The organism is Acinetobacter sp. A2 (assembly GCF_012371325.1).
In the GTDB taxonomy this organism is placed as follows: domain Bacteria; phylum Pseudomonadota; class Gammaproteobacteria; order Pseudomonadales; family Moraxellaceae; genus Acinetobacter.
This window is the reverse complement of the sequence record NZ_JAAZQX010000017.1, coordinates 1-18,888: the sequence shown is the minus strand read 5'-3', so window position 1 is coordinate 18,888 and position 18,888 is coordinate 1. Positions and strand designations below refer to the sequence as shown.

Sequence of the window (18,888 nt, the reverse complement as noted above, 5' to 3'; positions counted from 1 at the left end):
TGCAATGACGAGCTTAATTCTGATTTTCGTTTAAATGAACGCTAACACTGTTTGCAGTGTGTTGAGCCAATTCGCGCGCTTGCGCCGTGGTTTCTGCACGTGCTGTCGCAACTCCCATACGTCGGCGCTCAAAACCTTCAGGCTTCCCAAATAAACGTAAATCTGTATCGGGATGAGCTAATGCAAGATTTAGGCCAGAAAATGAAAGATTATTGGCATCGACACCTGCATAAATCACGGCACTGGCTGCCACACTATGACGTGCAGTGTTGACAGGCAAACCTAAAATGGCACGTGCATGTAATTCAAATTCACTCTGAAATTGTGAGGCCAACGTCACTAAACCTGTGTCGTGCGGACGTGGCGATACTTCACTGAACCAGACTTTATCGCCCTTCACAAACAGCTCTACACCAAAAATTCCGCAGCCGCCTAAAGCAGTTGTCACTTTATGGGCAATGCGTTTGGCTTCAGTTAGGGCGGCTTCAGTCATTTGCTGTGGTTGCCAGCTTTCTACATAGTCGCCTGAATCTTGACGGTGGCCAATTGGGTCACAATATGAAGTTTCGATAGCACCAGTTTCTGGGTTTTTGGCACGTACAGTTAATAGGGTAATTTCAAAATCGAAATCAATTTGTGATTCAACAATCACAGTGCCTTGATTGACGCGTCCACCTGTTTGAGCATATTCCCAAGCGGCATCTACTTCATCAAAACAAGTTACTCTTGACTGACCTTTACCTGAAGATGACATTACAGGTTTAACAAAGTTTGGATAGCCAATATCATCACAGGCGGCACGGAAAGATTCCAAAGAATTGGCGAAGCGGTAAGCCGAGGTTGGCAAACCTAATTCTTCTGCAGCTAAACGACGAATTCCCTCACGGTTCATGGTCAAATTGACGGCTTTGGCAGAAGGAATGACTGTGGCGATGTTTTGTTCTTCAATTTCAACCAAGACCTGTGTCGCAATCGCTTCAATTTCAGGCACAATTAAATTCGGCTGGATTTTTTCAATCAGTTGTTTTAATTCTGTGGCATCTGCCATATTCAAAGTATAGGCATAATGTGCGACTTGCATGGCTGGCGCATGGTCGTAGCGATCGGCGGCATGTACTTCTACGCCTAAACGTTGTAGTGAAATCACCACCTCTTTACCGAGTTCCCCCGAACCCAATAGCAAAACTTTAAAAGCAGAAGATTGAAGGGGAGTACCAATGGTCACGCTCATGTGAATCGTCCTTGCTAAAGTGGGCTTTTAGCATAGCAGAACTGTTCTATGAGTTAAGCCCTGTTTGCAATAAAATCATGATTTTGTCATGCAATTTTATGGCATTCAGTGGCTTAGCGGTGATGACACTGCATTTGAAAGGGATGATTTCGGTTTTCAAAGTTGTTTAATTTAAGCTGTTCTAGAAACTAAAAGGTATATAGGTGTAAATCAGCCCGTAGGTCAGGGCTGCGGTTAAGGTGGCAGGAACAATTTTCTTAAATTTAAAATATAAGCCTGTGAGTACCAAGAAACCGACCAGCATGGCAAAACTTTTATTTGGTGTTTCCAGCAAAGGCGGCAGTGTTGCGACCACGAGCATGGAACTAATTGCGGCAATCCCGATGCTGCCTAAGGCAATTTTGAGCCATAAAGCGCCACGTTTTTGTGAGCCTTGCTGAAATTTTTGAATCACAAAAAATGGCCCAAAGCGCGATGCGAAGTTGGCAATCCCCACTAAAATGCCAACCAAGATTATTTCTAAACTCACGATTTTACTCCTGTATGTTCAGGGTCGGGTTGTTTCAACACATAGTGTTTAAATAAGCCTGCCAATATGCCGGAAGATATGCCAATAAAAATTGCAGCAGACAAATCAATGAAATAACAAGCAATGGCAGATACGACAATGGTGATACCCACCACAAAAGTATGTTTCTTTTCAAAAGCAGCCAGTAAAAAGCTTAGGAATAAAGCAGGCAATAAAAAGTCGAGCGCCGCTTGTAAAAACTGTGGCATTTTCGTGACTTGGTCAGCAAATAAGCCACCTAAGAATGAACCTAACGCCCAAGACAGCCAGCTAAATAGACTGAGACCTAACATCCATGATTCAGACCATTCCTGACGCCGTTGTGACAGTTTAATCATGCCTGAAGCAAAGACTTCATCGGTCAATCCCCATGACCAAATTGCAGTTTTTTTAAGATTCAGCCGATCTTGAATCAGGTTTTGTAGTGCGGGGCCATAGAGTAAATGCCGAATGTCTAAGGCAATCACTGTTAGTGCAGTCATCCAAATAGAGGTGCCGCTGCCAAGTAATGCCACCACCAAAAACTGACTTGCGCCTGCATACATAGAGCAAGATAAAAATAAGGCTTCCCATGCGGTAAAACCGAATTGTGTGGCTGAAACGCCAAAGGCAAAAGAAACAGGCAGATAGGTGAAAATAATCGCTTGACTATCTTTGGCACCTTGCCAAAAACTGGCTGTAGAAGCAGTTTGAATATTGTGTACGGACACGACACACCTTGAGGGAGAAAGTTGAACGATGGGTCAAATCAAGATTGTGTATTATACTTGAATTCACTAGCATAATGCCGAATTGTTTGTATGGGCGAACCGATATGTTGAAATTGAAAACACCTGTAATGCTGCTGGCCTCAATTCTATGCAGTAGTGTGTTATTGCAAGCGTGTAGCAATGACAACGACCCGCAAAAAACTGTAGAAATTAAACCTGCGCCAAAACTTACCAATGATGCAACTGTGTATGCACAGAAAGCATGGGAGTTAATGAACGAGGTTGAACCTTATGTTTACCGTAAGCAGCGTAATTTGATTGAAGACAAGGTGCGTAAACCTGCCCGTAAACTCAGTACAGACTGGCGCATTAATGTCAAAATGACAGACTCAGTGACCGAAGGGAAATATGCACTGTGTCGCAAGGCATTGACCAGTTTAGAAATTTGGGCGCGTGCAACCATAGACAGTTCAAGTAGTCTTGCCCAGAAACAAGCTGACTATGAACGTGATAAAAAGCAATGTGCAGATGCCTTAGCTCACCCTGAGTTAGGAAATACTGACCCGAAACAGAAGGGTAATGTGGTGCAGTCTTAATTAATTTTCCAAAGAATTGTTCAATAAAAAACCTCGATCAAGTGATCGAGGTTTTTTTAATTGTATCTATGACTGGCTTATAGAATGAAAGCCATTCAAAAATTCAATATTAGACATTAAAGCGGAAGTGTAAAACATCACCATCTTGTACGATGTAAGTTTTACCTTCTAAACGCCATTTACCTGCTTCTTTCGCGCCAGCTTCACCGTTGTACTGAACAAAATCTTCGTAAGCAATACATTCAGCACGAATAAAGCCTTTTTCAAAGTCAGTATGAATCACGCCAGCAGCTTGTGGAGCAGTTGCACCAACTTTAACAGTCCATGCACGTACTTCTTGAACGCCTGCAGTGAAGTAAGTCTGTAAGCCTAACAGCGCATAACCAGCACGAATAACGACGTTCAGACCAGGTTCTTCCATGCCTAAAGCTTCTAAAAATTCTGCACGGTCTTCATCTTCAAGTAGTGAAATTTCGGCTTCAATTTGGTTGCATAATGGCACAACAATCGCATTTTCTTCTGCAGCAAGTTTTTTCACTGCTTCTAAGTGCGGATTATTTTCAAAACCATCTTCTGCCACGTTGGCAATATACATAGTTGGTTTTAAGGTCAGTAAACCAAAGCCACGTACTAATTTACGTTCATCATCATCTAAATTAGCAGCACGTGCTGGCTTGCCATCATCCAATAAAGGCTGAATTTTTTCTAAAACGGCTTTGGTTGCAACTGCTTCTTTGTCACCACCTTTGGCAGATTTTGCTAAACGAGTAACCGCTTTGCTAACAGTTTCCAAGTCCGCTAAAGCCAATTCGGTATTGATGGTGGCAATATCATCTAATGGGTCAATTTTACCATTTACGTGAATCACGTTTTCATCTTCAAAGCAACGGACTACGTGTGCAATGGCGTCGGTTTCACGAATATTCGCAAGGAATTGGTTACCTAAACCTTCACCTTTCGATGCACCTGCAACTAGACCTGCAATATCCACAAATTCCATAGTCGTTGGTAAGACACGTTGTGGTTTTACAATTTCTGCCAATTTGTCTAAACGTGAATCTGGCACAGGAACAATACCTGTGTTTGGTTCAATGGTACAGAACGGGAAGTTTTCCGCTGCAATCGCAGCTTTGGTGAGCGCATTAAAAAGTGTAGATTTACCAACGTTTGGCAGGCCCACAATACCGCAATTAAAACCCATGAATAACTCACAACGTGTTATATAAAAATTAGGCATGATTTTACATGAAAGGGCAGATAAAGTCAGGTTATCAGCATGATGTTTCTTATGAAGTGATCATTTGAAATGTTGATGTTGAAGTGCAGGATGAAAATTGATCTGATTTAGCTGACTGCTTTGCCCGAATTTTGAATAAAAAGTACATTGTATTTAGAAGAGGCTATGACTAAAGTATGACAAACACCGCAAGTGTACTGTTTTGAATATTTATAGCTTAAAAATGGAGATTTTATGCGCATCTTGTACCAGTTTCCTTTATCTCATTTCTGTGAGAAAGCTCGCTGGTTATTGGATCATAAAGAATTAGATTATGATGCGCAGAACTTAATTCCTGGTGTGCATCGGGCCTTTGCACAATTAAAAACAGGACAAAATAAATTACCAATATTACGTGATCAAGAGCGCTGGATTGCAGATTCTACGCAAATTGCTCTCTATCTTGATGATGTTTATCCAGAACATACTTTATTACGCAGTGATGCCGAACAATATAAACATGCACTGGCAATTAATACTTTGGCAGATGAATTAGGTCAGCATGTACGCCGTTGGGGCTTGGCTCATGCCTTATCTGAAAGTGAAGAACCTTTGGAAATCCTAATTGGTGAAAAAGGCTATTTGCGTCAGTTTTCTAAATACTCTAAGCCAATTATTAAAGCTTTGGTGTCTAAGGGTTATCAGCTCGATCAAGATAAAGTAGCAGAATCTAAACAACGTATGGATGAATTGATTGTCATTTTAAATCAGCATTTGATTGATAATCACGGACGTTATTTTGTGGGAGAGCGTTTGGGCTTGGCAGATATTTCGGTGTGTTCAATGCTTGCCCCTATTTTAGAAATTGCTGGAACGCCGTGGGAAAAAGAGCATGGTGAAATGATTTCAGCTGAGTTTAAAGCCTATCAAGATTATCTGTTGGATTTGCCATTAGGGCAGTATGTATGCCGTATTTATAATACTGAGCGTAATGCACGTGTCGATTGGCGTGGAATATAAAACTTAGCAAAAAAATACGCGCATTGAGCGCGTATTTTTTTTGTGTCTTGTTGAGTAGAATTTAGAACAGTGAACTTGCATTGTTGAGATCGAAATTTTGTACCAAGTTTGGCAGTGTCGCCAAATCAAATTGAGTATCTGTCGTGCCGCCAGTCAAGCCACCCAGTGCATCGCCTAGGGTTGGGATTAATTGATCAAGATTGATGTCTGAGCTGGTATTTGATGATGCACCTTGCAGCAAATCACCAAGATTTAAGTCAGCACCAGAAATTAATTGATCAAAGCCATCAGTCAAACTATCCAAACTGAAACCATCTGTAGGATTGCTATTTAGATTAGGCTCTAGACTAGCAGAATAGATATGTTAGTCTAGAATCATGATAGAAAACAGTAAATTAAGTCACTATAAGATTAAAAAAATTATTCAGTGCTTTTGCATTGATATTCCTGCTTCTAAAACAGCCTTATTGCTTAACTTGAACCGTAATACCATCAACTATTGGTACATGCTTTTTAGAGAAGCAATCTACGATCATCAAACAGATTTAAGAGCAAAGTTTGTAGGTTCTATTGAAGTTGATGAGAGCTATTTTGGAGCAAAAAGACAACGTGGTTTTCATGGGAAATTGAAGCGAGGTCGAGGTACTTTAAAACAACCTGTATTTGGAATATTTGAAAGGAATGGTCGAGTTTATACAGAAATAGTCCCTGATTGTAAAAAGACTACATTATAACAAGTTATCTTAGGTAAAGTCGCACTTGAAAGTGTAATTTATAGTGATGGTTGGCGTGGATACAATGGTTTGGTAGATGTTGGTTACTCAAAGCATTTTAGAGTAAATCATGGAGCGAATGAATTTGCCAGAGGACAATGTCGTATAAATGGAATAGAATCATTCTGGAGCTTTTGTAAAAGAAGGCTAGCAAAGTTCAACGGTATATCAAAAGAGTATTTTGATTATCATCTTAAAGAAACAGAATGGCGTTGGATGAGGGAGCCTAATGAGCTAGCAACAGAGTTGTGGGACCTCATTAGGTAAAACTAAGTGCAAATCTGCTAGTCTAGAGCCTAAATATTTATCTTATAAGCTTGAGTACCTGAGAAAATGGAACTAGATCGTTTCGATAAGCATATTTTAGAAATTTTAAGCAATGAAGATGTGAACCTCAATGAACTTTCTGAGCGTGTGAATATGTCGGTCAGTTCGGTACATCGTCGTATTAAAAGTCTGATTGACCAAAACATTATTTCAGGTTTAAAGCGTGAAATTAATTATCAGAAATTAGGCTTTAGTTTACACGTACTGTTGCAGGTGTCTTTAAGCAAGCACGATACTGACATTTTTGCTAAATTTTTAGATGAATTGGAAAGTATTCCTGAAGTGATTCGTGCATTTTTAGTGACAGGGCAGACTGCAGATTTTATTGTAGAAGTGGTGGCGCGAGATATGGAAAATTACAGTGAAATTTTATTAAAAAAAATTGGTAAAATTGAGCATGTCGCAGGCTTACATTCTAGTTTTGTGATTAAAGAATATGATGTTTTAAACTGTCATGGCTTATTAAATAAAGTTTGATTTCACATAAAAACTTAGGCATAAAAAACGCACATATATGTGCGTTTTTTTATGCAGTGGTTCAATATTATTAATACTTAAGCATCTAATTGAGCCAAAACTTCATCAGAGAATTCTACGTTGGTATATACGTTTTGAACGTCATCCAAATCTTCAAGCATATCTATCATTTTCATGATTTTTTTCGCTTGGTCGATATCGGTAATATCTGCTTTGGTTGATGGACTCATCACCACTTCTGCATTATCTGACTTTAAACCTGCCGCAGTTAATGCATCTTGAACTTCACCAAACGCTTCAGGGGTGGTAATAACCAAAATACCATCTTCAGACACTTCAATATCTTCTGCACCAGCTTCTAAAGCCACTTCCATGACTTGGTCTTCTAAAGATGCATCTTCAAATGAAATTTCGCCACGTTTTGTGAACAAGAAGGCCACTGAACCATTGGTTCCTAAGTTACCATCAGTTTTAGAAAAACAGTGACGTACATCTGGCACAGTACGGTTCAAGTTATCAGTCATGGTTTCAACGATAACCGCAACACCACCAACGCCATAGCCTTCATAAGTGACCTCTTTTAAGTCATCGTTATCTTCACCACCAGCACCACGTTGAATAGCACGGTTAATTACGTCACGTGTCATGTTTACAGACAGCGCTTTTTCTACGACTGCACGTAGACGAGGGTTGCTTGCAGCATCAGCGCCGCCAAGCTTTGCTGCTGTTGTTAATTCACGAATAAATTTGGTAAACAACTTACCACGACTCGCATCTTGTTTGGCTTTACGATGCTTAATGTTGGCCCACTTGGAATGACCCGCCATGCGAAATTGCTCCTTACAGATTGGCAGTATGCCTATCAAAATTGCGCTCATTCTACCATAAGCCCTTTTTTTAGATAAAGAGTAGGGCTTTAGGTTTTTTAAGCGTTTGTTTGAGCGTTTTTAGGCTCAGGAATGACAATATCCAAGCCGACATGTTCTTTGTAAAGACGTTGGATGAGCGCCATATCGTGATCTAGTTCTGTCGGATAGATTTTACCAAAAATCCCGCCTTGTTTGGTTTGTGAATTGGCATACATTAAAACAATAGGCACTTGAGCCGCTTTGGCGATATGCCAGAAACCTGTACGGATCGGTTTACGTGTTTCGCCTGTTTTGGCGCGAGTCGCTTCGGGGGCAATGACCAGATTGAAATGCTCATTTTGCTCGAACAATTCCACCATTTGCGACACGATATCTTTACTAGATTTACGGTCAACTGGAATACCACCTATTTTTTCTAAAATGGGTTTAAGTGGCCCTTTAAATAGTTCTTTTTTTATTAAAGTATGAATTTTGATGTCATAGATTTGAAAAAGTGCGAGGGAGAGCACAGCATCCATCATAGAGGTGTGTTCAAAACCAACAATCACCTGTTTGTTTTCGAGGACGTTGGGTTCAACCTGATATTGCCAGCCTGCAAGTTTGAATGCAGATTCGCCTAAAAATTTTTTCAACATAGATGTAACAGCAGATGAATTTGGAAATGCATAATTTCTGCTTGTTTCCTATAAGAGTCAACAGGAATATTGTGTGAAATATCCTGATATCAGACCATGTGAATATTTATAGCCTTTAACTTTTATTGGTTTTTACTCTAAGTGTTTTAATTTTAATATTAAAAAGATATGAACTGAGCCAAATTAAGTCTTAAATTGAGCAAAAATGCACTATTCAATTAATTTATAAGGCATTAGACTTTGGTCGTAATAAATGATGATTTTATTCACCATTTCACTTGTCTATAGACCATGGAAGGATAATAAAGTGACTTATTTTACGACTTTTCTTGTTGCATTGATTGTGTTGCTTTTAGTTTTGCTTTGGTCAATGTTTGAGTTGTTTTTAGAATTGCGCAAAGAAAAGCGCTTGAAGTTACACCGCGCGATGTTTAGTAAAGTGAAGGTGTAATATTTAGTTGAATATATTGAATTCACTTCTCCATTTCGCTATTTGCTGACTATCTATACAGCTATTTTTGAAAGTGCTTGTATTTTAGAAAATTCTTCGCTAGTATTCTTTGCGCTTAAACTTGTTGAAAAACAACTAATTTAGCAATCTAGGGCCTATAGCTCAGTCGGTTAGAGCAGCGGACTCATAATCCGTTGGTCGACAGTTCAAGTCTGTCTGGGCCCACCATATAAAACAACCACTTACGTGCACTAATCGTAAGTGGTTTTTTTGTTTTTTAGTATTAGTAAGCACATGGTAAGCAATTTAAATCAACAGTTAAGCTCAACATATGTAAGCGTCCGCTGAACCCCATGCCTATTTTTTAATTCGAGTTCGGTTTCCAGCGGTGTGGCAGTAATTCTTCTATTTGAGTCGCTTTATGCGTCGGCAACTATATGAAAGTAATAAATTTTTATTCTTTATTGTTCGTAAGTATTTGTTTTTATTGGTGCCAAATTTATATTATATTTAGGCTTTGTTGCATAAATATATAAGCGATTGATTTTCTTAACTTAAAATCCTGATTGAGAAATAATCAAATCCTATGAAATCATATAGTTAGGAAATCTTTGTGTAACAAAGCCGCGGGTGACTATTCAGGAAATTGATAATAGGCCGACCATGAACCCAGTGATCGAATATAACGAAAACAATTACAGCGATTTTGAGTGGTTTGAAGGTTTTGCCGTGATTCGTTTTTATGCAGATTAGTGTAAGCCTTGTGTCCAAAATTTTCCGGTCTTTACTGAGCTGGAAGCATACTATGCTCAAATAAGACCTGATGTTAAATTTGGCAAGATTAATGTGGATCAATCTCCAATTCTCACCCTGCGCTATAATGTTTATGGTTTACCTTCTACGCTTATTTTTAAAAAGGAACAAATCATTCAACGGATTGCAGGGGTGAAAAGTTTGAATAAATTAAAAAGTATTATTGATTCAATGGACTAATATAAAATTAGGGGCTGGTAGATTAGCTTTAAAAATTGTTTCAGTCTTGAATTTATCATGATAATAAAAGATTATCTTTCAAATAATTATGTAATGGAACTTTGAGGATATGTTAGACCAATACCCACTTGATGCATTGCAAGTGCTGCTAAATAAGGCAAGAACTTATAAGTTAGATATGCGGGAAAAGAATTTTTTTGACACAGCTAGTCGTAAATATTATGAAAATCCAACGACTGAACTCCTTTCATTTTTCTTAAATCCTTTAGAAGTCCACAATTTAAATACTTTATTTTTTAATGGATTAATTGATTGCATTGCAAAGAAAGTTAATAAAGACCCAGCAACTTTTGGTGAGTTCATATCAGTTGAAACTGAAGTATGTACATTAGATGGAAAACGTATTGATTTAATTATTGAAACTACAAAAAATTTACTTATTTTTGAATGCAAGATTTATCACATTCAAAATAATCCTATTGAATCATATATCAACTATGCAAAAAGACGCGTTCTCAATACCTCATTAAAACCACTGTACTTTGTGTTATCCATCGGTGGAATAAGTGAGTTCCAAGAAGACTCCTGGAATGGCATTAACTATGAAAATTTGGTTCATGCTGTAAATAACTTCATACCATCTTACAAAATCGATATTCAAAATAAATGGTTTACATTTGCCAAAGAATTCCTCAACCATCTCACTAATTACTATTTAAAGCCGTTAAATATGGACAATTTCAACTTCATTAAAGATAATGCTTCTGAAATTCATAAATTATTTCAAATTTCTCAACAAGTATTTTCACAAATTAATGATCACATAATTAGAAATCTACAAACTGAATTGCAAGAAAAATTTTCCATTCGAAATTACCGGCTCACTTACTACAATGGCGAATCAGAATATTGGTTTTGTAATGCGTCATTAGCTGATTCGCGTTGGATTTGCCCTACACTTGTTATTAATACCTCAAAAAAGGATTTACCTTGTGAAGTACATTTATGTATAGAAGCTAAATCAGTAAACGATGACGAATTCTTACAGGCTTTTCACAATCAATTTTTAAACTTTAAAAATCAAGAAAAAGAAAGTGTATATGGGGGTATTCCTTATATGAGATATACGTACTCAATTGCCGCTTTAGATATCTCAGAGGTCTCTAACCTGATTACAGCTATTAACCAATTAATTCTTAAATTTTACCCTGTGAAATATAATGAAGAAAGTCACTCTACTACAAACTGAGATTACCACTTTAAATGTGGATGCCATTGTTAACTCGGCCAATAAGTCTTTACTAGGTGGGGGTGGTGTAGATTACATCATTCATAAAAAAGCTGGTGTAGAGATGCAACAGGAATGTCGCAGGATTCACAATGAGATTGGTGGCTCTCTTCCTAATGGTCAGGCTGTAGTTACTACTGCTGGAAATTTACCTGCTCAATTCATCATTCACACAGTTGGGCCTCGCTGGTTGGGCGGCTCAAAAAAGGAAGCCGAAGAACTTTGTAATGCTTATCTAAACAGTTTAGTCAAAGCCAATGAAGTTCAAGCAAAAAGCTTATCATTTCCAAATATCTCAACTGGTGTATATAACTATCCAAAACAGGAAGCTGCAGAAATTGCAATTGGCACTGTACTGTCAAGCCTACCTAGTTTTGAATATATTCAACATGTGTATTTCATTTGTTACGATCAAGAAAATTACAATATTTATGCGTCTATTCTGTCCAACTTGGACGATCCAAAAATCCAAATTAATATTGTTTAAAACAAAAACCCGCCTTTCTGATCTGACCCCAATAAGTTGGACGGTTTGATTAAGCAGCTTTTAAGGACTGAGTTCTGTATTCTACAGTTAAAGTTGTATCTGTGCCTTCAGTAGCATCGGTAATCACCACTACACCAGTTTCGCGAACCAGTGCAACTTGCTCCGCAGTCAGACCCGCTTTCGCAATCGCTACAATCCCTTGCTGGATCAGCAAGCTTTCAAGTGCCTGAGCATTTTGCAAAGCTTCAGCAGATACTGTTACCGCAGCAGGTTTTTGACCTAAACGTGCCACACGCGTATATGGAAGGAATAAAGTTTCATCCTTTATTGTGTATAGGTATTTGTTTTTATTGGTGCCAAATTTATATTATATTTATTAAAGTATCATACTGTAGGCAAGGCTAGTCTAAATGTAATTCTATTACTAAGTATGATTGTTTGTTACCTAGTATTTAACTTAATTACTCAAAAACAGCAGCATTTTCAGCACATCACTTAAATAGGCATAACGGATCCAGCCCATTCAGCTTTGCTGACTGGATTAAAGTCATGATATTGGCCGCTGTACCGTCAGCGCCTGATCTATCAGCGGGCGGGCATTGATCTTTCCAGATTAACGTTATCCCTTGCGAAGCAGTGCTCAGATTGGTCGCTGCGTTGTTGAACTGGAACCTCTGGCCAATGCCTTAAAACAGGTGGTACTTTAACAGCGGGTGATTCATGCCGATGAAACGCCGGTCACCATCATGCGGATGGGTGAGGATGAGAAAAAACCGAAGAAAGGTTATGTCTGGGCCTATGCCACCACACAGTACAATCCAGTTCAGGTGGTGATCTATGACTTTTAAGAGCCTATCCAGAATATTTTCTATTCAAAATAAGAGCTAAAAAAGCAAGATTGATGAATTGAAGGCTTGTATTCAAATATCTTTCACAGTTTTTCCAGAGTCGTCTACATTTTTCTAGCCAAGCAAATGATCTTTCCACAACCCAGCGTTGTGGGATGACTGCAAATTGATGTAATTCACTGCGTTTAGCAACTTCTACTCGTGCTCCAATTAAATCTTGAACCGCTGAAGAAAAAGCATCTCCTGTATAGCCACCATCTACAAGGACAACCTCTACTTGTTTTAAAGTTTCTTTATGCTGACTGATGACATCAAGTGCCCCTTGGCGATCTGTACAATTTGCTGTGGTCACAAACATTCCATGCGGTAAGCCTTGTGAATCTACTAAAATATGCCTTTTAAGGCCTGAAACCTTTTTACCTGCATCGTAGCCTTTATCACGTGCCGTATCGGTATTCTTTACACTTTGTGAATCAATGATGATAAAGCTCGTTTGTTCTTTCCGTCCATTGCTGATACGGGCCTCGCCAACCACATTTTTTTAAAGCTTGCTCAAGTATGCTAGGTTCTGATTCTGAAGGCTTTTTATTCCAAATTGAAAAATAATAATGCACAGTACTTTTAGGTGGAAATTCCCTAGGAAGCATATTCCACTGACAGCCACTTTTTAAGATGTAAAGAAGTGCACAAAAGACCTCATAGACATCAACAACTCTTGGACGGGTTTGTTTTCTTCCACTCAATAAAAGTGGTTCAATTTCTTTAAAGGCTTCTCGACTAATGTCGCTAGGGTAAGGTTTTCTCATGAAAATATTTTATCAAAATCTTTTTTAAATCACCAAAAAAGAGGGAAAATTATACTGGATAGGCTCTAAGATAGCCGTTCAGGTCAGCATGCTGAAGCCATTCCTGAATGGCTGGCAGGGCCATCTGGTCTGTGGTGATGATTACAGTGGTTATAAAGCACGCTTTAAATCAGGCCAGGTCATTGAGGTGGGCTGCATGGCGCATGCACGTCGTAAATTCCATGAACTGCATGTAACCGGGAAAAATCAGATCGCTGACCAGGCATTACTGATGATTCAGAAACTGTATGCTATAGAAGCAGAACTCAGGAAAAAGACGGATGGTACAGCCGAACAACGCTGCGAATACCGGTAACAACATAGTTAAGCGGTCATGCAACAACTGTATGAATGGCTCAACCAACATTATCTGACGGTGCCGTCAAGTTTTCCAATCGCAAAGGCCATCAATTACAGTCAGAAGCGCTGGTCAGCCTTAAGCCGCTATCTGGATGATGGCAATCTACCCATTGACATGAGAAGCATTGCTTCGCAAGGGATTGAAAATCAGAGGCGTCCCTGGGCCTTGGGACGAAAGAACTGGCTGTTTGCTGGCTCGCTACGCAGTGGTCAGCGAGCTGCGAATGTCATGACCCTGATTCAGTCAGCAAAACTGAATGGGTTGGATCCGTTATGCCTATTTAAGTGATGTGCTGAAAAGGTTGCCGACACATAAAGTGACCCAGATTGAAGAATTACTGCCGCACCGCTGGAAATCCAACTCAAATTAAAAAATGGCGATGGGGCTCAGCGGACGCTTGCCAACATATACTTAGCACAAAACAAAATTTTGAATCAGTTGATTTAGTTGGCGATATCTTTTTTCTTGACGGATAGCATTGATTTCTTCAGTAAGAACAAATGAATGTTGTTCCCATAATATAGAGGTTGAGTGTTTAGGCATGATTAAATGTTTTGTATAGAGATCAAAAAAGAAAATACTTAGCTCACCCTGAAGTTGAAACAAGATAGGTATATTCTTTTTAAAAAAGTCTATCGTGTTTTGCATTAGCTTTAAATCGAGAATGAACTTAGCTTTGTAGTAGCAATATAAAATGTAAGCATAGAAATCTAAAATATTCGCATATTTTGTAAATTCCATTTCATCTAGATCGTAGTTAGGATGCTGGTATTGAGGATTCAAAACCAGACCTTTTTCAATTGCCTTTCGGGTTTCTAGCTCCAAATTAGCATAGAGTTTTTCTAGGTCTCTCGAAGATGGAATCGTATCTAAAAATTTCCAGAGTGGATGATAAAAATAGACAGAAGCATTCGGAACTTTTAGATCTATATATTCTAATGTCGATTTTGATGGTGTTTTAATCCCATCACGATATTTGTACCAAATTCCGGATTCATTTTGCTCGAAGAAATCAGCGATTTTATTAGCATGCGTTTTAAATATATGTTGAGCTTCTTCAGTTAACCGCTCTCCACGCTCTAAATTTGACGCACAAATATTTAAGTTAACATATTCATACCAAAAAATTGTTTGTAGGAGATTCACGGCTGATTTTTTTGGTCGACCTGCACTATTCATAAATAAAAGTCAATTGTTCAGTTATTGCTAATTTACTTGAAAATTCATATTAAATGCAAAATCAACTAAAAAATACTTAAGTCAATTACACAGGACGCTTCATGATGAAGCAAGAAAGTCTATTAATTACAACTGCTGAAGCAGCACAGCTACTTGGTGTGAGACAACAAACTCTCAGAAAATGGGCGATCTATGAAAATGGTCCTATTGTTCCGAGGCGGCATGGTCGGCTATTGCGTTGGAATCTTAATGAAATACTGCGATTTGCAGGTGAAATAAAGTAGCTAAATTCTTAACTCCCTCCTTACTTTTTGTATTTTTACTAAAGCTAAAGCTGGTTCTTTATATGAAGCAGCTTGAGGAGGGTTTTATCTTAATTGTTAGGTTTATTAATATGTCGAGCAAATTCGATACTGCCTATACTCATCCTACGTTTGTAATGAGGAATAAGGGCGAAAAAACTTCATGCATGGATGTAATGCCAAGCGGTACAGGAAATTTAAATTATCTTATGGTTCATGACTCCAAAGATGAACTTTTCAAGACAGCATCAGATACGAATCCTGTTCTCGTAAAATACAATATTTCAGCTTGTCATTTGTTTTATGAATTTAAAGAAGACTCATATCTAGATGATAAAAATCCAAATTTTGATTTTGAAGGGTTTTTGGCTGTTGATTTATATAGTAAGAATGGGCAACTTTGTGGTGTTCTTGCTTTTGGCAGGCAAAAAGGATTATTTAAATCAACGCAATTTAGCAGCTACATTGTGGGAACAAACGGCATTATTGTATTCAATAAAAATTCAGGAAATGCAAAAGTAAATTACTGTACGAATCGAATTGATGTTGCTTTAAAAATTGCTCAGTGTGGAGAACGTGTAGCATGCGCGAGTAATTTAGATGATTGTGTTGAATTTTATTTAAACACTACAAATAACAGCCCTATTTTGGTTGATATATTACACAATAACATTAATGCTTTGAGCTTGTTAAATTCTGATGAGGTTTTAAAAATAGAAAATAAGATTGGCCTACAGACCTATCTGCAGCAGCTATATGTTGATTTTTCTAATCGCTATGGCTTTGTGGAGGAAAATCCTCAAATTGATGTACCTGTAACAGAATCTGTTAAAATTGTAAATATGGAGGATATTCAGGAAACACCAATTCGATGGCTATGGTATGGGTGGTTACCATTAGGAAAGATGACAATTCTTGCTGGTACGGGGGGATGTGGTAAAACAAATTTGTCGCTTGCATTAACTTCAATTATCACAAATGGTGGACTTTTCCCGGATGGTTCACAGTGTGAAAATCCAGGGAAGGTGCTAATTTATTCAACAGAGGATGATCCAGCAGACACTCTAAAACCTCGGCTAATTGCAAATGGTGCGGATATTAGCAAAGTATCTATTATTGAAGGAAAAAATAATAAGCAGGGTAAACCAGAGCCATTTGATCCTGTGAAAGATTTTCCGAAAATTGAGCAATATATAAAGCATAATCCAGATGTTAAGTTGTTAATTATTGATCCAATTGTTTCGGTTGTACAAGGAGATATGAATAAAGCAAATGATGTAAGAAGATCCTTACAGCCATTAGTTAATCTAGCTAATCAATATAATTTTGCAATTTTAGGTATTACCCACTTTGCAAAAGTTAGCATAAATAATAATCCTGCAGACCGAATTCTAGGCAGTCAGGCGTTCAGTGCGCTAGCGAGGATGGCTTTGTGTATTTTTCGACGAGAGACAGAAGGTGATTGTATTCTAGCACGTGCAAAAAGTAATATTTCTAGTCTTGATAGTGGAATTCAATTTCATCTTCAAACTGTAAATATTTCAGATGTTATCGAAACGACAAAAGTCGAGTGGGTTGGTACGATTGAAGGTTCCGCAAAAGAGTTTTTAAATGCATCAGAGTTAGATAGGGGTGAAAATAATTCTGTAGTTAATGCTGCGAAAGATTTTCTTATTGAATTGCTCAGCAAAGTTGAAAAAATGGCTTCTAAACAAGTTTATGCTGAGTCGAGGAAAGCTGGCTTTAGTGATGCATCAATTCGTCGTGCAAAACGTCAAACCCCTGCTATTTTAGCATTCAAACCTGATGGTAAATCAGGATGGTATTGGGCATTGAATTCGATAAATACATCAGAGCAACCTAAATAATTCTAACTCAATTTTATATATTGAGTAACATGCTCAACTTGAACTACATGGGGTTAAATACATGAAATATAATCATTTCAGGTTGTTCATAATCAATATACTTGAATAATATGCTGAGTAACTTGATTTATATATGATTCATATGATTGTCTTGATCACCATATTGCTCAAAAGTAAGGAGTTTGAGCAATATGATGAGCAACTCGATTTTTATTAAAATCATGCAGTTACTTTTAAGTTACTCAAGTTGTTCATTGATAGAGCCTTGATAGTTCACTTTATATTTAAATTCATTCCAAAGCTCTTCATAGATTTCATAAAAGCTAACGAGAGTGAATCTGTTAAATCCATATTTTTCAAAATATTGGTTATCTGTGAAGTATGCAACAGCTTCGTAAGTATTCAGATGCTGTGCTACAGAAAGCTGATTACAAAAAGAAGGATTTATGCATAGTTGTAACGCAGTTCCTTCAATAATTTTTGTCGCAACCATTTTAGAAATTCGACGTACATTTAAACTTCGAATTGCTGGATGAATATTAATAGGGATGTGGCTTGGTGAATTGCTCATAATAGACTCCAAGATAAATTTACTTCAATGGCCTGTTATGAAAGAATGCAAAGGTAAAACGTCGAAATTTTACATCTTTCATTTCAGTGATTTGAGATGAAAAGCATGAGTGTTTTATTGTCGAGATAAGACACTCATGCACATACACTATTCTTCATATTAAATTTCCTCTTTTAATTTCTTTTGATGATGTCTTTTTGTCTAAATAGACAATAAAATGCTGTCATGTATATATATTAAAACTTGTCGATATAGTCAAGTTGTTATTGTCGAATTATGGTGTTTTATGTTGATTGAGATGGATACTGAGCTGTTTTGTGCACGGCTTAAAGAAATAAGAACACAAAGAAAAATGACGCAGCAGGATATCTCTGACAAAACAGGTATACCTTCAACATCTATTTCACATATTGAAGCAGGCTCTCGTAAGCCGTCTTTAGAAAATTTTTACAAGCTTGTAGTTGTTTTGAATGTGTCTGCTGATTATCTATTGGGGCGTACAGAGCGCTCTTCAGATCTAGGCACCGACCCAATTGCTAAATCTATTCAAGAGTTACCAGAGTCTGAAAGAGAGATGATTCAGAAGTTCATCTTGTCTTTGCAAAAGGCATAACTGGAAAAATAAATGCTCAAAGAAAATGAGCAGATCGGATATATAAATTGATTTGGAAAAATTATGAACCTCAATGAGTTAAAATAGTTAGAAGATCAACTTTGGTCAGCTGCCGATAGTCTACGTGCAAATACAGACTTAAAACCGAATGAGTACTCCACGCCTGTACTTGGTCTAATTTTTTTAAAGTTTGCTGATAACAAATATGTTGCAGCTGAAGAAGCGATTCTAAAAGAATTTAATGAACTTAAAGGCACACGCCGTGAAAAGCCTCTGTCTGAAATTGCCATTTAACATTGTGGCTTCTATTTGCCGGATAATGCCCATTATAACTACTTATTAGAACTTCCTGAAAGTGAAGATTTAGCAACCAAAATTAAAGAAGCCATGCAGGCAATTGAAGATCATCAAGGGCAAGAAGATTTTAAAGATGTCTTGCCTAAAAATGATTATCAAGCTTTGTTAACGGCATTCTAAAATTGCCCCCTTTGACCTCGTATTAAGTTTCAACCTGTGGCTGAATCACTATTCTTTTTTATCCTTCAAACGATAGCTCTCACCCGATATGTGTACTACATGACAGTGATGTGTGCTTAAAAAACAGGAGGGTTTAACTTGGTAAACTATACATACTCATTAGGAGTTTACCATGAGCAAGAA

The 18,888-nt window shown here is 37.7% G+C and carries 18 protein-coding genes, 1 tRNA gene and 8 pseudogenes; 14 read left to right on the top strand and 13 right to left on the bottom strand.

Translation table 11 applies throughout. The annotated features are described in order from the left end of the window. Positions 1-13: 13 nt before the first annotated feature. The 3 genes from purT to HHA43_RS07960 all read right to left on the bottom strand — a co-directional run bounded on the left by purT (position 14) and on the right by HHA43_RS07960 (position 2,494). Positions 14-1,231, bottom strand: a complete 1,218-nt coding sequence (purT, locus tag HHA43_RS07970; RefSeq protein ID WP_168418621.1) for a formate-dependent phosphoribosylglycinamide formyltransferase — start codon at positions 1,229-1,231, stop codon at positions 14-16. Positions 1,232-1,412: 181 nt separating this feature from the next. Then, on the bottom strand, positions 1,413-1,760 hold the full coding sequence (gene ygaH / locus HHA43_RS07965; protein ID WP_168418620.1) for an L-valine transporter subunit YgaH: 348 nt from the start codon (positions 1,758-1,760) through the stop codon (positions 1,413-1,415). Further along, the gene (locus HHA43_RS07960) at positions 1,757-2,494 is read right to left on the bottom strand and encodes an AzlC family ABC transporter permease (RefSeq protein ID WP_171525593.1); all 738 of its coding nucleotides are present in this window, start codon (positions 2,492-2,494) and stop codon (positions 1,757-1,759) included. The genes ygaH and HHA43_RS07960 overlap by 4 nt, the downstream gene beginning before the upstream one ends. 119 nt (positions 2,495-2,613) lie before the next feature. Here HHA43_RS07960 and HHA43_RS07955 point away from each other — a divergent pair, with 119 nt between their 5' ends. Continuing rightward, positions 2,614-3,105 (top strand): hypothetical protein, encoded by a 492-nt coding sequence (locus HHA43_RS07955; protein WP_168526478.1) that lies wholly within the window; start codon positions 2,614-2,616, stop codon positions 3,103-3,105. Between the two features lie 109 nt (positions 3,106-3,214). Here the strand turns inward: HHA43_RS07955 and ychF are convergent, their stop codons facing one another. Further along, positions 3,215-4,306 carry a redox-regulated ATPase YchF gene (gene ychF, locus HHA43_RS07950; protein WP_168418617.1) on the bottom strand — a complete coding sequence of 364 codons (1,092 nt, stop codon included), beginning with the start codon at positions 4,304-4,306 and terminating at the stop codon, positions 3,215-3,217. A gap of 270 nt (positions 4,307-4,576) precedes the next feature. Here ychF and HHA43_RS07945 point away from each other — a divergent pair, with 270 nt between their 5' ends. Then, a complete protein-coding gene (locus HHA43_RS07945) occupies positions 4,577-5,341 on the top strand; it encodes a glutathione S-transferase family protein (RefSeq protein ID WP_168418616.1) in 765 nt (254 codons plus the stop codon). Between the two features lie 61 nt (positions 5,342-5,402). On the opposite strand, the gene HHA43_RS07940 is transcribed toward HHA43_RS07945, so the two are convergent. After that, a complete protein-coding gene (locus HHA43_RS07940) occupies positions 5,403-5,645 on the bottom strand; it encodes a hypothetical protein (RefSeq protein ID WP_168418615.1) in 243 nt (80 codons plus the stop codon). Between the two features lie 73 nt (positions 5,646-5,718). Between HHA43_RS07940 and HHA43_RS07935 the strand changes: the two are divergent. Further along, a pseudogene (locus HHA43_RS07935) lies at positions 5,719-6,381 on the top strand (IS1595 family transposase). A gap of 66 nt (positions 6,382-6,447) precedes the next feature. Next, positions 6,448-6,918: an Lrp/AsnC family transcriptional regulator gene (locus tag HHA43_RS07930; protein WP_168418614.1), complete on the top strand. Its 471-nt coding sequence runs from the start codon at positions 6,448-6,450 to the stop codon at positions 6,916-6,918. A 77-nt stretch (positions 6,919-6,995) separates the two neighbouring features. Here the strand turns inward: HHA43_RS07930 and HHA43_RS07925 are convergent, their stop codons facing one another. Together HHA43_RS07925 and HHA43_RS07920 are read right to left on the bottom strand one after the other, a co-directional pair. Beyond that, positions 6,996-7,745 carry a YebC/PmpR family DNA-binding transcriptional regulator gene (locus HHA43_RS07925; protein WP_168418613.1) on the bottom strand — a complete coding sequence of 250 codons (750 nt, stop codon included), beginning with the start codon at positions 7,743-7,745 and terminating at the stop codon, positions 6,996-6,998. 98 nt (positions 7,746-7,843) lie between these two features. Then, positions 7,844-8,422 (bottom strand): 1-acyl-sn-glycerol-3-phosphate acyltransferase, encoded by a 579-nt coding sequence (locus HHA43_RS07920; RefSeq protein ID WP_168461926.1) that lies wholly within the window; start codon positions 8,420-8,422, stop codon positions 7,844-7,846. 602 nt (positions 8,423-9,024) lie between these two features. On the opposite strand from HHA43_RS07920, the gene HHA43_RS07915 reads away from it, so the two are divergent. The 4 genes and pseudogenes from HHA43_RS07915 (at position 9,025) to HHA43_RS07900 (ending at position 11,641) form a co-directional block, all read left to right on the top strand. After that, positions 9,025-9,101, top strand: a tRNA-Ile gene (locus tag HHA43_RS07915). A gap of 435 nt (positions 9,102-9,536) precedes the next feature. After that, positions 9,537-9,866: pseudogene (locus HHA43_RS07910) on the top strand (thioredoxin family protein). 109 nt (positions 9,867-9,975) lie between these two features. Further along, on the top strand, positions 9,976-11,115 hold the full coding sequence (locus HHA43_RS07905; protein ID WP_168398815.1) for a PD-(D/E)XK nuclease family protein: 1,140 nt from the start codon (positions 9,976-9,978) through the stop codon (positions 11,113-11,115). Further along, positions 11,087-11,641 carry a macro domain-containing protein gene (locus HHA43_RS07900; protein ID WP_168542296.1) on the top strand — a complete coding sequence of 185 codons (555 nt, stop codon included), beginning with the start codon at positions 11,087-11,089 and terminating at the stop codon, positions 11,639-11,641. Before HHA43_RS07905 ends, HHA43_RS07900 begins: the two co-directional genes overlap by 29 nt. Before the next feature lie 49 nt (positions 11,642-11,690). Here the strand turns inward: HHA43_RS07900 and cysN are convergent. Further along, positions 11,691-11,936, bottom strand: a pseudogene (gene cysN / locus HHA43_RS07895) (sulfate adenylyltransferase subunit CysN); the annotation flags it as partial. 162 nt (positions 11,937-12,098) lie between these two features. After that, a pseudogene (locus HHA43_RS07890) lies at positions 12,099-12,204 on the bottom strand (transposase domain-containing protein); the annotation flags it as partial. Here HHA43_RS07890 and HHA43_RS13350 point away from each other — a divergent pair. Further along, positions 12,201-12,486, top strand: a pseudogene (locus tag HHA43_RS13350) (IS66 family transposase); the annotation flags it as partial. The pseudogenes HHA43_RS07890 and HHA43_RS13350 sit on opposite strands and share 4 nt — an antisense overlap. A gap of 7 nt (positions 12,487-12,493) precedes the next feature. Here the strand turns inward: HHA43_RS13350 and HHA43_RS07880 are convergent. Continuing rightward, positions 12,494-13,295 (bottom strand): IS5 family transposase gene (locus tag HHA43_RS07880; protein ID WP_168398813.1). Its coding sequence is split into 2 segments (ribosomal slippage): positions 12,494-13,030 and positions 13,032-13,295, totalling 801 coding nucleotides; the frame shifts between segments, so codons are not numbered across the junction. Between the two features lie 69 nt (positions 13,296-13,364). On the opposite strand from HHA43_RS07880, the pseudogene tnpC reads away from it, so the two are divergent. Then, positions 13,365-14,065 (top strand): annotated as a pseudogene (tnpC, locus tag HHA43_RS07875) (IS66 family transposase); the annotation flags it as partial. 41 nt (positions 14,066-14,106) lie between these two features. On the opposite strand, the gene HHA43_RS07870 reads toward tnpC, so the two are convergent. Then, entirely contained in the window at positions 14,107-14,874 is a 768-nt protein-coding gene (locus HHA43_RS07870) for a hypothetical protein (RefSeq protein WP_168382274.1), read from the bottom strand. A 104-nt stretch (positions 14,875-14,978) separates the two neighbouring features. Here HHA43_RS07870 and HHA43_RS07865 point away from each other — a divergent pair, with 104 nt between their 5' ends. Together HHA43_RS07865 and HHA43_RS07860 are read left to right on the top strand one after the other, a co-directional pair. Beyond that, complete coding sequence (locus HHA43_RS07865; protein ID WP_168382344.1) at positions 14,979-15,158, top strand: helix-turn-helix domain-containing protein; 180 nt, start codon at positions 14,979-14,981, stop codon at positions 15,156-15,158. A 62-nt stretch (positions 15,159-15,220) separates the two neighbouring features. Beyond that, positions 15,221-17,044: an AAA family ATPase gene (locus HHA43_RS07860; RefSeq protein WP_168382273.1), complete on the top strand. Its 1,824-nt coding sequence runs from the start codon at positions 15,221-15,223 to the stop codon at positions 17,042-17,044. A 238-nt stretch (positions 17,045-17,282) separates the two neighbouring features. On the opposite strand, the gene HHA43_RS07855 is transcribed toward HHA43_RS07860, so the two are convergent. Continuing rightward, positions 17,283-17,615 (bottom strand): hypothetical protein, encoded by a 333-nt coding sequence (locus tag HHA43_RS07855; RefSeq protein ID WP_168382272.1) that lies wholly within the window; start codon positions 17,613-17,615, stop codon positions 17,283-17,285. Positions 17,616-17,901: 286 nt separating this feature from the next. On the opposite strand from HHA43_RS07855, the gene HHA43_RS07850 reads away from it, so the two are divergent. Together HHA43_RS07850 and HHA43_RS13345 are read left to right on the top strand one after the other, a co-directional pair. Next, a complete protein-coding gene (locus tag HHA43_RS07850) occupies positions 17,902-18,228 on the top strand; it encodes a helix-turn-helix domain-containing protein (RefSeq protein WP_168382271.1) in 327 nt (108 codons plus the stop codon). Positions 18,229-18,327: 99 nt separating this feature from the next. Then, positions 18,328-18,705 (top strand): annotated as a pseudogene (locus HHA43_RS13345) (type I restriction-modification system subunit M N-terminal domain-containing protein); the annotation flags it as partial. A 22-nt stretch (positions 18,706-18,727) separates the two neighbouring features. On the opposite strand, the pseudogene HHA43_RS13155 reads toward HHA43_RS13345, so the two are convergent. Continuing rightward, positions 18,728-18,816 (bottom strand): annotated as a pseudogene (locus HHA43_RS13155) (AAA family ATPase); the annotation flags it as partial. Positions 18,817-18,888 lie beyond the last annotated feature (72 nt).